Here is a 14,068-nt window from a genome sequence, read left to right on the forward strand (position 1 = left end):
GCTCCTCCACCGCACCTGGAACCGGAAACCTAGGGCTCACCCGTGGCACCGTCAAAGGCAGGGGGCCAGACTGCCCGTCGGTGAACAAGGCCGGTTGGCCAGACGTGGAGGCGCTGCGCCCGTTGTCGTCGCTCAGGGCTTGTGCGCTCGCAGCCGCCACACCTGGAAGGTGTGCAACCGCCGCCCACGAAAGTCACCGAAGAGCTCCACGGGGCCTTCCACCGTGGTGAAGCGAGAGGCCAGCTCCTCGGGGGGCTCCGCTCCGCCTTCGCTCACCCACAGCACGTCCTGCCCGGGCGTCACGGCCGGGTCGGCCCACAGGTCATATTGGCTGAAGCGGGCCGGTGCCCCCGTCTTCGTGAGCCGCCGCGCGTAGTAGGCCACCTGGGACGCCAGTTGGTAGTTGGGCGCGTAGACAGCGGCCACGTTGTCGGGCGTCAGCTCCGGGAACAACCGCTGCGGCGTGGCCAACTCGCGCAGCACGCGCCAGCCGTGCGTCCGCCACAGCGTCCTGTCCCGGCGGAAGTGGAGCACGGGGAAGAGCAGGTGCGAGCCCACCACCAGCACCACCGCCAGCCCGCTGAACGCCGCCGCGCGCTGCCAGACGGGCCGCATGCCCGCCACGCCCACGCAGGCCGCGAGGTACGCCGCGGACGGCCAGTTGGCCTCGCCTCGGGTGCGCAGCGACGCGTAGCCGAAGAAGAGCAGGGGGACGCAGGCCGCCATGCGCAGCAGGAAGTGCTCGCGCGGACCGCGCACGCCGTACACCAGCGCGAGGGGAAAGAGCACCGGTCCTCCCAGGGCGAGCTGGCCCGCGAGGAACTCACCGAAGGTGCTCCAACCGCTGCGCCAGCCGCGGCCCAGGCCATGGCTGAGCTGGAAGGCGAAGCCCACCCAGTCATGGCCCGCGTTCCAGAACACCACCGGCGCGAAGAAGGCGCCCGCCAGCGTCGCCGTGCGCCACGCGCCCCAGGGCAGGCGTCGCGCTCGCACCGTGGCGATGAGGAACGCCACGCCCAGCAGCACGGCCGGGTACTTCGACAGCAGGGCGCACCCTCCGGCCAGTCCCGCGAGGACCCATCGCTCCCGCCACAGGGCCCACAGGGCCAGCGTCCAGAACAGGAGCAGGGGAGAGTCGGGCGTGGGCCACACGCCGGCCACCGCGCCCGCGGGGACGACGCTCCACAGCGCCGCCGCCCGCCAGGCCGTCGCCGCGTCGCCATGGACGTCGCGCGCCAGCCGCCACACCGCGGCCACCGTCCCCACGCCGCACAGCATCGCCGTGCCCTCGATGCCCAGCAGGGCGATGTGCCAGGCCACCAACGGTGGATGGTCGAAATAGCCCCAGTCGAGCTGGCGGGCCCATTGCCAGTAATAGGCGGTGTCGAAGTAGACGTCCGTGCCCAGCACCAGGGCGAGCCGCGCCGCCATCGCCACGCCGAGCAGCGCCACGCAGGTCTTCAGACTGAGGCCCGTCGAGGCGGGAGACGGCGGAGACACGGCGGCGACCTACTCCGTCCGCCCCTCTGTTGACCACCATCCCTCCAGTGCTTTCGGCTTGCCCGCCCTCGCGCGGGTTCGTATCTCGACAGGCATTCCTCTTCCTGGAGTCCCGATGGCCACGCCCCCTCCGTCAGCTGACACTTCCAACCGTCTGGCCCGGGAACCCTCTCCGTATCTGCGCCAACACGCACACAACCCCGTGGACTGGTTCCCCTGGGGGGAAGAGGCGCTCGCGAAGGCGAAGGCGGAGAACAAGCCCATCCTGCTGTCTGTGGGCTACTCCGCCTGTCACTGGTGCCACGTCATGGCGCACGAGTCGTTCGAGTCACCCGAGACGGCCCGGCTGATGAACGAGGGCTTCATCAACATCAAGGTGGACCGCGAGGAGCGGCCAGACCTGGACCAGATTTATCAAGGCGTGGTGCAGCTCATGGGACAGGGCGGCGGCTGGCCGCTCACGGTGTTCCTCACGCCAGACCTGAAGCCCTTCTACGGCGGCACCTACTTCCCGCCGCAGGACCGCTATGGGCGCCCGGGCTTCCCCCGCCTGCTGATGGCGCTGCGGGACGCGTGGGAGAACAAGCAGGACGAGGTGCAGCGGCAGTCGGCCCAGTTCGAGGAGGGGCTCGGGGAGCTGGCCACCTACGGGCTGGAGGCCGCGCCCGCGGTGCTGACGGCGGCGGACGTGGTGGGCATGGGCCAGCGCATGGCGAAGCAGGTGGACGCGGTCCACGGGGGCTTCGGCGGCGCGCCCAAGTTCCCCAACCCGATGAACTTCGCGCTGATGCTGCGCGCGTGGCGAAGGGGCGGGGGCGCGCCGTTGAAGGACGCGGTGTTCCTGACGTTGGAGCGCATGGCCCTGGGCGGCATCTATGACCAGCTGGGAGGCGGCTTCCACCGGTACTCGGTGGACGCGCGCTGGCTGGTGCCCCACTTCGAGAAGATGCTCTACGACAACGCGCAGCTCCTGCACCTCTACGCGCAGGCGCAGCAGGTGGAGCCGCGCCCGCTGTGGCGCAAGGTGGTGGCGGAGACGGTGGCCTACGTGCGCCGCGAGATGACCGACGCGGGCGGCGGCTTCTACGCGGCGCAGGATGCGGACAGCGAGGGCGAGGAGGGGAAGTTCTTCGTGTGGCGCCCGGAGGAGGTCCGCGCGGCCTTGCCGGAAGCGCAGGCGGAACTGGTGCTGCGCCACTTCGGAATCAAGCCCGGCGGCAACTTCGAGCATGGCGCGACGGTGCTGGAGGTGGTGGTGCCCGTGTCGGAGCTGGCGCGGGAGCGCGGCGTCTCCGAAGACGCCGTGGAGCGCGAGCTGGCCGCGGCGAAGCAGACGCTCTTCGACGCGCGGGAGCGGCGGGTGAAGCCGGGCCGGGACGACAAGCTGCTGTCGGGATGGAACGGGCTCATGATTCGCGGGCTCGCGTTGGCCTCGCGTGTCTTCGGTCGGCCGGAGTGGGCGAAGTGGGCGGCGGACGCCGCGGACTTCGTGCTGGAGAAGGCGTGGGACGGGACGCGGCTGGCGCGCTCGTACCAGGAGGGACAGGCGCGCATCGACGGCTTCCTGGAGGACTACGGTGACCTGGCCTCGGGCCTCACCGCGCTCTACCAGGCCACCTTCGACGTGAAGTACCTGGAGGCGGCGGACGCGCTGGTGCGCCGGGCCGTGGACCTCTTCTGGGACGCGGAGAAGGCGGCGTACCTCACCGCGCCCCGGGGACAGAAGGACCTGGTGGTGGCGACGTATGGCCTCTTCGACAACGCCTTCCCGTCCGGCGCCTCCACGCTGACGGAGGCGCAGGTGGAGCTGGCGGCGCTCACGGGTGACAAGCAGCACCTGGAGTTGCCGGAGCGCTACGTGGCGCGGATGCACGACGGGCTCGTGCGAAACACCATGGGCTACGGCTACCTGGGCCTGGCGGCGGATGCGCTGCTGGAGGGCGCGGCGTCCGTCACCGTCGCGGGCGCGTCCGACGACGTGGCGCCGCTGCGGGCCGCCATGGACCGCGCCTTCGCGCCCACGGTGGCGCTGGCCTGGAAGGCGCCAGGGCAGCCCGTGCCCGCGTTGCTGCAAGGGACTTTCGAAGGACGTGAGCCCGTGAAGGGACGGGCCGCCGCCTACCTGTGCCGGGGCTTCGTCTGCGAGCTGCCCGTCACCGAGCCGGACGTGTTGGCCCAGCGGTTGGCGGCGCTCACCGGCCCCTGAGCAGGGGCCGGCGCGGCCTGCGTCACTTGACGGCCGTCACCTTCAGCGCGCCGATGAGCGGCGTGATTTCGGCGTTGCCTTCCTTGCCGAAGGCGAAGTGCGTGGCGTCCGCCACCACCTGGTTGAAGGTGGGGTCCAACTGGGTCCACTCGCCCACGAAGGCCTCCACCCATTCGTGCCAGTAGAGGGCGGGCACGCCGTCCTGGTTCACCATGTAGATGACGCCGTCCACGCGCCGGGCGGGCACGCCCGCCGCGCGCAGCAGCGCCACGGACAGGAGCGAGTGCTCCGTGCAGTCGCCCTTCTTCTGGCTCAGCACGTCCGTGGCCCGGTCCGCGCTGGCGCCGTAGTCCTTCTCCAGGTTGGTGTACACCCAGGTGTTCACCTTCTGGGCGATGCGGTACGCGTCCTTCTCCGTCCCCACGAGCTGCTTCGCCAGCTCGCGGATGGCCGGCGCGTCGCTCTCCACCATGAGCGTGGACTTGAGATTCTCTCCGCCCTCCGGGTCCTTCAGCGGCAGGGGCTTGCGCGTCTTGGGCGCGACGGCGGACAGCGTCACCTCTACGCTGCCATCCGGCTGCGGCTTGAACTGCTGGCGGTACGTCTGCTCCTGGAACTTCGCGGGCAGGCCCTGCACCACCAGCGTGACGTGGCCGGGCACGGTGCGCGCGGACTCGGGCAGCGGCTTGGGCAGTACCACGCGGGTGAGTCCGAAGACTTCCACCAGGTCCAGCCGCTTCGCGACGGCCTCCGTCTCCTTCCGGGCCTGCATCGTCGTGCCGTAGTCCACCAGCACCATCTCCCCGCGCTGGGTGATGTACGAAACGACGGGGACCTTCTCCTTCTCCGACACGGTGATGGCCTTGCCCAGCTTCACCTGCACGCCGTTGATGGTCCGCTGTTCCTCGGGCTCCACGGTGGTGGAGAGGCCGTAGGACTCCAGGTCCATTCCATCCAACGAGAAGCCCGTCACCTTCGCCTTGCGCAGCAGCGCCACGCGCGGCGGGTCGGCGTCCTCCACCCGCTCCTTCGTCGGAGGCCGCTTGGGCAGCGTCTCGTCGGGGCGGCCCGGGCGCTTGCGCACCACCTGGAAGCCGTCCGCCGTGGCCGTGCCCACCAGCGTCTGCGTGCCGCCGTCACCGGTCTGCTTCACGACGAAGGACAGCAGGCGCCCACCGGGCTTCGCCTCGTAGATGCGCTCCTCGTCATGCATGCGCTCCGACACGCGCGAGCCCACCATGGCCTTGAAGACGAGCTGGTTGGTCGTCTTCACCCGCGCGGGCTGGCCCGGCAGGACTTCCAGGTCGGTGAAGAGCCAGCCGACCTTCTTGTCCATGAGGTACAGGCCGAAGTACTCGCCGCCCTTGGGCCGGGCGGCCTTCACCACGTCGGAGACGGGAGCCTGTGTGGCAGTGGCCTTGGCCGCCGGGGCGGGCGCCCTCGCGAGCGCGGACGGTGCGCCCACCAGCAGGGCACACAGGGGCACGAGGGCCAGCAAGGTCGGTCGGTGCGTGCGAGTCATCGTGCCCCTTCTAACGAGGGAAGGGGCCGTTGTCTTCACCCGCCCGGCCTCGCGGCGTGGCGATTACAGCCGCTTGGTGAGGATGATGAGGTCGTCCCCCACCTTGTAGAAGTCCCGGATGCGGGCCTCCTCGCCGTACTTCATGGAGGCGTAGAAGCCGCGCGTGGGGCCGTAGGCCTCGGTGGCGCTCGTCTCCACGCGGATGAGGCGCCCGTTGCGGCGGCGCAGGTCGCCCTCCATGGCGGACACCAGCGCCGCGCCTACGCCCTGACCGCGAACTTCCGGTGCGGACGCAATCCAGTACAGGTCGTAGGTGTCCTCCGTCATCGGCGTGGGGCCGTAGCAGATGTAGCCCACGAGCTCGCCGTCGCGGTCCGCGACGATGATGGCGTAGTCCGTGTTGTCCGGCGTGAGCGTGGTGTTTGCCAGCTCGATGGCGACCTCAACCTCCTGCGGCGAGAAGGTTTCGATCTTTCGAATCAGGGCGGCGATTGGCGCCCGATCCTTTTCTTCGATGGGACGGATGTCCATGTGCTCTCTCGAGCGCGACCTCCACGAGCCGGGACGCCAGGGCCGGATAGTCCATTCCGGCGGCCAGGGCGGCCTTGGCGAACCCCGCGCTCGGATGAAGGTCGCAGTTGGGGTTGATGTCGATGACGTAGGGCACGCCCTCTGGGGATACCCGAAGGTCGACCCGTCCATAGTCCTGACAGTCCAGTGCTGCAAAGGCTTCCAGCGCGACCTGCACGCAACGGGACTCCAGGTTCGCGTCCAGCCGGCACAATCCGCTGGTGGTGTCCCGGTACTCCGCCGACGCCGCCTCCCACTTGGCGTTGTAGGAGACGATGTTGGGTCTGTCCTCGAACGTACGACCGAAGACGATTTCCGTCAGGGGCAGCGCCTGGCGCGGCCGGTTGCCGAGCAGCGGCACATAGATTTCCCGCCCGGGGATGAACTGCTCCACCAGGGCCGGCTGATGAAACTCACGGAGCACCGCGTCACAGGCGCGGACCAGCGCGGCGCGCTCGTGCACCACGGACTCCGACGTCACGCCCATGCTGGCGTCTTCCCGCGCGGGCTTGACGATGAGCGGCCAGGGCAGGTCCACCGCCAATGCATCCTCCAGGCGCTCCACCACGTGGAAGGGCGGCGTGGACACGCCGCGCGCGGTGAGGACTTCCTTCGCCTTGGGCTTGTGCAGCGCCAGCCCCAGGGACAGCGCGCTCGAGCCCGTGTAGGCCAGCCCCAGCGCGTCCAGCAGGCAGGGGATGGCCATCTCGCCCCGGCTGTCGGCCGCCAACGACTCGCAGAGGTTGACGACCAGGTCCGGCTGGCACCGGCGCAGGGTGTCCATGAAGTCGAGCCGGTCACCTTCGATGGCGAGCGGTTCGGCCAGGGTGTCGCCCCGGTTGAGGGCGTCCGCCATGGAGGAGGCGACACGGACCACATCCTCCCGGGCCTCCCGCCCAGGGTCGTCCTCGAGGAGGTCGTGGTCGCGGTTGTGCAGCAGGATGATGTGCATTCGGTGGTGCGGAAGGGTTACCACGTCCCCTGCCTCCATCACAGTCCGCACGTGAGGCCGGCTGCCCCCCGGAAAGGTTCGCGGTACGTTTGATGCCTCCCGAGGGGGTATCCAGGAGTATGGAAAGGGAATCATGCGCATCCGTGACCCCATCCACGGCACCATCCCGGTCAGCGACCCCGAGAAGGCCGTCATCGACAGCCGGCACTACCAGCGGCTGCGGTATGTCCGACAGCTTGGCTTCGGGGACCTGGCCTTTCCCGGGGCCACGCACACGCGCCACATCCATTCCCTGGGCGCCATGCATGTCGCCTCGCGCGTGTTCGGCGCGGTGGCTGCCCGCTCGTCGCTGCCGGAGGACGTGCGGGAGCGCTTCTGCGCGGCGGTGCGTCTGGCGGTCCTCTGCCATGACCTGGGGCACATGCCGCTGTCGCATGCCTCGGAGCGCATCGCCCCGAAGCGCTCGCTCCTGCGCCTGCCATCCTGGCTGGACGGCACCGCGGAGGGCGAGCTGGCCACGCACGAGGACTACACGGCGAAAATCCTCCTCGACAGCTCGCTGACGCCCATCATCGAGAAGCACTTCGGCGGCATGGGGATTACGCCCATGGCGGCGGTGGCGCTGGTGTCGGGCGCGAAGCCGCCGAAGGACCCGGGCTTCACGCACCAGGGTGTGGACTGGACGCCGCTGCTACGCGCCATCGTCTCCGGCGAGCTGGACGCGGACCGCATGGACTACCTGCTGCGCGACTCCTTCTACACAGGCGTCAACTATGGCCGGTACGACATGGATTGGATTGTCAGCAACCTCAATCCCGCGATGAAGGACGGGCGGGCCTACCTCGCCCTCAGCCGGGCGGCGGCCTTCGCCTTCGAGGACTTCCTCCTCAGCCGCTACCACATGTTCGTGTCGGTGTACCTGCACCACACCTCCGTGAACTTCGACTACATGCTGCGGCGCTACTACGAGGAGTCGCCCGGCGAGTTCGAGATTCCTTCGGACCCGGAAGAGTTCCTGCTCTGTGACGATTCGGCGCTCTGGTACACGCTGCGCCGCTCCAAGAATCCGTGGGCCCAGCGCATCAGCCAGCGGCAGGGCTACAAGCTGCTGGCGCAGTTCACGGAGCGGGACACGGGCTACGACCTGGACGTGCTGCGCAGCGCGCTGGTGTCCCACAAGTTCGACCACTACGTCGTCGAGTCCCAGAACGTGCTCAGCAAGTACACCTCCGGGCCATCTGGCCGAGGGCCGAGCCTGTACATCATCGACGCCTCCACCGGCCGGCTGACCGAGGTGGCGCGCTACACGCCGCTGTATCAGCGCTACAGTGGGGCGGTGCGGCTCGTCCGGCTGTACGTCCGGCCAGACCAGGCGGACAAGGCACATGCGTTGATGGGCCGGGTACTCGGCCAGGCGGTGGAGTCATGAGCGAGCGTCTTCCCAGTCTGGGCCTGGGCCTGGACCTGCTGCCCCACAGTCCGGTGGAGGCCCGCCCTTCTTCCGTGGCGCTGCTGTACCGGCGCGCGGGGGAGGGCGTGGAGGTCTTCTGGGTGAAGCGCGGCAAGGCGCTTCGCTTCGCGGGCGGCTTCTATGCCTTTCCCGGCGGCAAGCTGGACGCGGCCGACGCGGACGTGCCGGTGGCGGGCGCCAGCGGAGAGGAGGCGGCGCTGCGCTCGGCCGCGGCGCGCGAGCTCTTCGAGGAGACGGGCGTGCCGGTGGCCCACGGCGCCGAGGCGCTGCCCGCCGCGAAGGTGGCGTCGCTGCGCAAGGCACTCCTGGACGGGACGCTGGGGTGGGGCGCTCTGTTGAAGGCGGAGGGGTTGTCGCTGCACGCGGATGACTTCCGGGCCGCGGGCCGGTGGGTGACGCCGCCGGCGCTGCCCGTGCGCTTCGATACGCGCTTCTACCTGGTGGAGATGCCCGCCCACGCGCGCGCGGAGTGGTGGCCGGGCGAGCTCGCGGAGGGCGCCTGGGTGACGCCCGCTGATGCCCTGGCGCGGTGGGGAGATGGCACGGCGCTGCTGCACCCGCCCGCGGTGCATGCCTTCCAGGTGCTGGGCTCCTTCACGGATGCGTCCGAAGTCCTGGCGCGCCTGGCGTCGCCTCCGTTCTGCCCGGGCTACGTCTCGCAGCGCATCGAATTCCAGCAGGGCGTGCGCGTGGTGGCGCTGGAGACGCCCACGCTGCCGCCGGCCGCGCATACCAACGCGTATGTGCTGGGCAACGGCGAGCTGCTCATCGTGGACCCGGGCGCCGCGGACGTGAAGCAGTACGCGAAGCTGCTGTCACTGGTGTCGGGCCTGAAGGCGGAGGGGCTGCGGCCTGTGGCAGTGGTGCTCACCCACCATCACGGTGACCACGTGGGCGGCGCGCGCGCGGTGAAGGAACGCTTGGGCATCCCGCTGTGGTGCCACGCGCGTACGGCGGACCGCCTGGACTTCCCCGTGGAGCGGCTGCTGGAGGACGGTGACGTGCTGGAGCTGGCGGGCGAGGTGCCGCAGCGCTGGCGCGTGCTGCACACGCCGGGGCATGCACAGGGGCACGTGTGTCTCGTGGACGAGCGCAGCCGCTCGGCGGTGGTGGGGGACATGGTGGCCGGTGTGGGGACCATCGTCATCGACCCGCCGGAGGGGCACATGCGGGACTACCTGACGCAGCTCGCGCGGCTGCGGGACTGGCCCGTGAGCACGCTGTACCCGGCGCACGGCTCACCGATTCCGGACGGGCCCGCGAAGCTCCAGGAGTACCTGGACCACCGGGCGGCGCGGGAGGCACTCATCCTTCAGTCCGTGTCACCCAACGGTGCCACGCTGGCGCAGGTGGTGTCCCTGGCCTACGCGGACACGCCGCCGCTGCTGCATCCCCTCGCGGAGCGCAGCGCGCTGGCCACCCTGGAGAAGCTGGTGGAGGAAGGCCTCGTGCGTGAGGAGTCGCTCCAGTACTTCCGCGCCTAGAAGCGGCCGGCGAGCCCCATCGCCCCGCCTCCCGGGGCCAGGCTCACCGTGGGCACCAGCACCACGGGGCGCTCCTGCTGGCGTCGCCGCTCGTAGGCGCCATGGGACAGCTCGAACGCGAGGATGGACGTCGCCACGGGCACGGCGAAGGTGGCGGTGAGGACCGCCCAGGACGCTTCGTCCGACAGCGCCACGACGGCCAATGGCGCGGCCGTTCCCACCAGTCCGCCCAGCAGCGTGGGCAGGAATCCGCCGCGTGCATCCATCAGCGAGCCTCCCAGGTACACGCCTGACACTGCGCCGAGCCCCATCCCAAGCGAAGCGCTGATGAGGCTGAGGTTCCTCCCGGACCGGCACTCGCTGTAGCCGCAGGACACCTGGTCCGACACGAGGACGCCTCCGAGGAAGGTCACCGCGAGGCCAGAGGCGCCAATCAGCGCGCCGCCCACCGTTTCGCCCACCAGGCGCGCGCCCAGCGGGAACGGCGCATCCTGGGACGGATGCAGCCGGGGAGAGGCCGGCGGCCTGGATGCCGGTGACGGACGGCCCACCGCGGGCCGCTGCTGAGTGGCCGTCATGGGCTCTGGCATCCGCGGCGCGTCATCCGTTGGCTGGGCGAGCGCGAGGGCGGGCAGCAGGAGCGTCAGCAGGATGGGGCGGTTCGGATGGGAGTGCATGGGCGCTGGTGCTCGGAGTGAGAGCACGGCGCGGGCACGGATGCCATCGCCTCCCTGATGGGTTTCGCGCTGAACGGACGGCGCGCCTCAGGAGGACTGCGTCGCGGGTCTGGGGCGAGTTCCATGGGGCGCTGTTCGGAAATGTCGGGACTTTGGCGCGGCGAAAAGTCCCGACATTTCCGAACAGCGAGCTCCCGAGGTGCGCAGCTGCCCTGGGGTGCTTCGCCTCAGAAGCTCCCGGCGAGGCCCAGGCGAGGCCCGCGTTCGCCCATCCCGGCGACGGGGACCACCTGGAACGTGCTCGGGGCCTTGCGCGTGAGCGCGGGGCGTTCCTCCCCCGGCGATGACAGCTCATAGCCCGCCACGGCGCCCACCACGGGGAGCAGCAGCAGGAACACCGCGCCGCCGGGCTCGTTGTCTCCGATGCCCAGCAGGGCGGAGCCGACCAGCGCGCCGCCCCAGCCGATGAGGCTGCCGCCCGCGGTGGCGAGGAAGGTGCCCCGGCCGCCCATGAGCTTTCCACCCAGCCAGGTCCCGGCCGGGATTCCCACCACGACCCCCGTCAATCCACCGACGCCCGCGACGATGCTGCACTCGTCGCAGCCCACCGTGGACGCACCCACGAAGAAGCCCGTGAGGAGGCCCAGGGAGCCCGCGATGATGCCGCCACCGGCGCCACCCAGGAACTCCACGGCCACCCGTGGCACGGGGTCCGTGGCGCGGGAGTGGGCTCTGCCAGGAAGGGCCTGTTCATTGACGGAGGCCGTGCCCTCCGTCTCCTGGCTCGTGCGGGAGTCGTCCCCGGCGTCTTCGTCGCGGCGCGTCGGCGCGTCCCAGCCGCCCGGGGCTGGAACCAGGGGCGGCGGCGTCAGTTCGGAGGCGGGTGCCCGGGCGGGCTCGCTCGCGGGGGGCTCCTGCGCCCAAGCGGCGTTCGGGCCCGAGAGGACCAGCATGGCCAACCCGATGGAGTGGGCTCGTGAAACCTTCACCTGGGACACGCTACCGCAACGACGGGCGCGCGTCGCCCTAACCAGCGGAGGCCTCGGAAACAGGCTGGGCTCGGCCCTTGCGGCGCAGCAGCACGACGGCCAGGGGGATGCCGCCCAGCAGGAGCTGGGGAACGAGCGAGAGCGCGTCCGGATAGATGCCCAGCATGTCCACGGTGATGAAGGGCACGGGCGCGAGCGGCAGCGCGCCGACTTCCTGCAGCGAGTGGAGGCCCTTGCCCAGCAGCATCACGGCGGTGAGGACCAGGATGACGGTGGACGCGTTGAAGAGCGTCTTCATCGGCAGGCGGTAACCCAGCCGGTTGATGAAGAGGACCATCACCACCATGGCCACCGCGCCCGCGAGCGCGCCCCAGGCCACGCCCTGTGGCGAGTCCAGCGCGAGCCCCTGGAGGAAGATGGCCGTCTCGAAGCTCTCACGCAGCACGGCGGTGAAGGCGATGAGGAACAGGCCCAGCATGCTGCCTCGGCCCAGCGCGCCCTGCATCTTCTCGCGCAGCTCGCCCATGAACTGGCTGATGTTGGAGCGGGCGTTGAGCCACAGCGCCGCGTACACCAGCATGCCCACCGCCGCGAGCGCGGCGATGCCTTCCATCCACTCGCGCTGGGCGCCGGCCAGCAGGTGGCGGCCGAGCACGTAGGACAGCGCGCCGGCGATGAGCGCGGAAATCCATCCGAAGTGCACCACGCGGGCGTGCTCGGTGGCCTTCATCTTGCGCAGCGCGGCCAGCAGCGCCGCGACGATGATGGTCGCCTCGAAGCCCTCGCGCAGCAGGATGAGCAGCGTCAGCCACATCGTGGACAGCAGGGTCGCGGTGGTGCCCGAGTCACGCCGCGCCTGGTCCAGCAGGGCCAGCAGCTCCCGGCCCTCGTCTTGGAGGTGCGGGCTGCCGCGCTCCGCGGCCATGCGGGCCTTGAGGAAGCCCTGCTCGATTTTCAGCGTCAGCGCCGAGTCGCGCGCGCTGAGCTTGGGCTCCACCGGCTCCACGCCGTTGAGGTAGCCGTCCAGCAGGGCCGCCTTCGCGCCCGCGATGTCACCCGCGGCGCCCAGGCGCATGGCCTGCTGCACGTTCTCCCGGGCGGCGAGCAGCGAGCGCTCCTCGTCCGCGTCCAGCATCTTCCGGCGCAGACAGGCGAGGTTCTCCTGACCGAACTCCTTCACCAGGTCCGCGTCGGTGGCGTTGGCCAGCCGCTCCAGGGAGACGCGCGGCGGCGTGCCCTCGCACTCGGGGAGGCGCATGGTGAAGACGTAGAAGGCCAGCGACCAGCGCTCCTCCTCGGACAGGGTGGGGTAGGCCGGCATCGCGGTGCCGGGCACGCCGAAGCTGGTGGTGTTGAAGGCCTTGTACGGCGTGAGGCCTTCCATCAGCTCCGCGTCCTGGAAGTTGGCGGGCGCCGGCTCCATGTTGGCGGCGATGGCCACCTTCGCGCTGCCGTCGGCGCCATGGCACGCGGCGCAGTTGGTGGCGAACAGCGACTGGCCCAGCGCCAGGTCCGGCGGGCGGCGTGGGCTGCGGGCCAGCCCTCCAGCCGTGACGAGGTTCTCCACCAGCTCACCGCAGTCGCGGCTGACGCCGTCAGGGTCCTCGCCCTTGTCCACGCGGGCCTGGATGTCCTGCACGCGCGGCAGGAAGGCCGCTGCCGCGGGACCCAGGCCACGCGCCGCGTCCACCGCCTCCGCCGCGAAGCTCTTCTGCTCCGCCAGCTCGAACGCGGACTGCGACTCGATGGCGAGCGGATAGTCCGCCTCCAGGTACTGGAGGATGCCGATGAGCCGGTGCCACGTGCGTTCCTCGGAGGCGCCGTCGTCCGCGCGGGACGCCATAGGCAGGGCAATCAGGAGGAACAGCAGCAGCGAGGCGGCGCGAGTCATGCCACCCCTCTACCAGTGGGGTGGTGGCCTTTCAATCTTGCGAAGCAACTTCAAAATCTACCGGACTCAGGTCGCGCCCACACCAGAACCGCCTGTGGGTCCAATCGTCTCGACGACCTGGAGCGAGCCCACGCGGAGTGAATCCACCTGCCAGTCATCCCCCCGCAGCTTGCCAATGGTCAGGGCTCGGATGGCCAGGGTGCCGATGCTGAGCGCGCCGATGGCGAGCGCTCCCAGCGCGGTGGCTCCAACGGCCAGTGCGGGCAGGGCACGAGACCGGGGCCTCAGCCGGTGACGCAGCAAGGGAGCAAGCCGGAGGCTGGCCACGAGCGCGGCCACGTTGGAAGCCGTGAGCACGGCGGCGCTGGAGAGGGCCGCGGTCCGCCACGGCGCGTCGATGGGACGAGAGAGGACGGTGGTCTGCATCCCGTGGAAGTGTGCATGGCGTCAGGACGTGCCAGGCGGCGGGATGGGAGGCCCCCGGCCGGATGGATGGCCGGGCGCCTCGTGCTTCACCTTCGCGCTACTGCTCGATGATGATTTCGCAGTACTGCGGGAAGCGGTCGCACGGGTAACAGACGCCACCGGGGCCGCCCACGCAGACCTCGTTGGCGGCACACCGGCCTTGCAAATCACACAGGCGCAGCTCCTGCTCGGCGCTGCCCGTTTCGTCCACGGGGGCCTCCTCCACGGAGCCACCACAGGCCAGCATCACCGCCGCTGCAACCAATCCAAGTCCTCGCATCCACGTCTTGTGCATCCGGAGCTCCGTGGGACTGACGGGTGAGGTCTGGATTGTGCGCTTA

Annotated in this window: 12 protein-coding genes; 3 read left to right on the forward strand and 9 right to left on the reverse strand. The window is 70.3% G+C overall.

From position 1 onward, the window contains the following. Positions 1 to 132: 132 nt before the first annotated feature. On the reverse strand, positions 133 to 1,500 hold the full coding sequence (locus FMP39_RS13350; RefSeq protein ID WP_141590274.1) for a glycosyltransferase family 39 protein: 1,368 nt from the start codon (positions 1,498 to 1,500) through the stop codon (positions 133 to 135). Between the two features lie 115 nt (positions 1,501 to 1,615). Here FMP39_RS13350 and FMP39_RS13355 point away from each other — a divergent pair, with 115 nt between their 5' ends. Next, the gene (locus FMP39_RS13355; RefSeq protein ID WP_141590275.1) at positions 1,616 to 3,706 is read left to right on the forward strand and encodes a thioredoxin domain-containing protein; all 2,091 of its coding nucleotides are present in this window, start codon (positions 1,616 to 1,618) and stop codon (positions 3,704 to 3,706) included. A 22-nt stretch (positions 3,707 to 3,728) separates the two neighbouring features. Here FMP39_RS13355 and FMP39_RS13360 read toward each other — a convergent pair whose 3' ends face one another. The 3 genes from FMP39_RS13360 to FMP39_RS13370 form a co-directional block, all read right to left on the reverse strand. After that, positions 3,729 to 5,228 (reverse strand): transglutaminase family protein, encoded by a 1,500-nt coding sequence (locus FMP39_RS13360; RefSeq protein ID WP_194858383.1) that lies wholly within the window; start codon positions 5,226 to 5,228, stop codon positions 3,729 to 3,731. A gap of 63 nt (positions 5,229 to 5,291) precedes the next feature. Further along, positions 5,292 to 5,759, reverse strand: coding sequence for a GNAT family N-acetyltransferase (locus FMP39_RS13365; protein ID WP_141590277.1), 468 nt, complete (start codon positions 5,757 to 5,759; stop codon positions 5,292 to 5,294). Beyond that, positions 5,671 to 6,750, reverse strand: coding sequence for an ATP-grasp domain-containing protein (locus tag FMP39_RS13370; protein WP_141590331.1), 1,080 nt, complete (start codon positions 6,748 to 6,750; stop codon positions 5,671 to 5,673). The genes FMP39_RS13365 and FMP39_RS13370 overlap by 89 nt, the downstream gene beginning before the upstream one ends. 133 nt (positions 6,751 to 6,883) lie before the next feature. On the opposite strand from FMP39_RS13370, the gene FMP39_RS13375 reads away from it, so the two are divergent. Continuing rightward, positions 6,884 to 8,179 (forward strand): HD domain-containing protein, encoded by a 1,296-nt coding sequence (locus tag FMP39_RS13375; protein ID WP_090492286.1) that lies wholly within the window; start codon positions 6,884 to 6,886, stop codon positions 8,177 to 8,179. Beyond that, positions 8,176 to 9,705, forward strand: coding sequence for an MBL fold metallo-hydrolase (locus FMP39_RS13380; protein WP_141590278.1), 1,530 nt, complete (start codon positions 8,176 to 8,178; stop codon positions 9,703 to 9,705). Before FMP39_RS13375 ends, FMP39_RS13380 begins: the two co-directional genes overlap by 4 nt. Here the strand turns inward: FMP39_RS13380 and FMP39_RS13385 are convergent. From FMP39_RS13385 to FMP39_RS13405, 5 genes are all read right to left on the reverse strand, one after another. Continuing rightward, positions 9,702 to 10,382 (reverse strand): hypothetical protein, encoded by a 681-nt coding sequence (locus tag FMP39_RS13385; protein WP_228557959.1) that lies wholly within the window; start codon positions 10,380 to 10,382, stop codon positions 9,702 to 9,704. The two genes, FMP39_RS13380 and FMP39_RS13385, sit on opposite strands and share 4 nt — an antisense overlap. A gap of 227 nt (positions 10,383 to 10,609) precedes the next feature. Continuing rightward, positions 10,610 to 11,371 (reverse strand): GlsB/YeaQ/YmgE family stress response membrane protein, encoded by a 762-nt coding sequence (locus FMP39_RS13390; RefSeq protein ID WP_228557960.1) that lies wholly within the window; start codon positions 11,369 to 11,371, stop codon positions 10,610 to 10,612. A gap of 37 nt (positions 11,372 to 11,408) precedes the next feature. Continuing rightward, a complete protein-coding gene (locus FMP39_RS13395; protein WP_141590281.1) occupies positions 11,409 to 13,262 on the reverse strand; it encodes a cytochrome c/FTR1 family iron permease in 1,854 nt (617 codons plus the stop codon). 66 nt (positions 13,263 to 13,328) lie between these two features. Beyond that, positions 13,329 to 13,688 (reverse strand): hypothetical protein, encoded by a 360-nt coding sequence (locus FMP39_RS13400; protein WP_141590282.1) that lies wholly within the window; start codon positions 13,686 to 13,688, stop codon positions 13,329 to 13,331. Positions 13,689 to 13,785: 97 nt separating this feature from the next. Beyond that, the gene (locus FMP39_RS13405) at positions 13,786 to 14,022 is read right to left on the reverse strand and encodes a hypothetical protein (protein WP_141590283.1); all 237 of its coding nucleotides are present in this window, start codon (positions 14,020 to 14,022) and stop codon (positions 13,786 to 13,788) included. Positions 14,023 to 14,068 lie beyond the last annotated feature (46 nt).

Source organism: Myxococcus sp. AB056 (assembly GCF_006547365.1).
Lineage (GTDB): Bacteria > Myxococcota > Myxococcia > Myxococcales > Myxococcaceae > Myxococcus > Myxococcus virescens.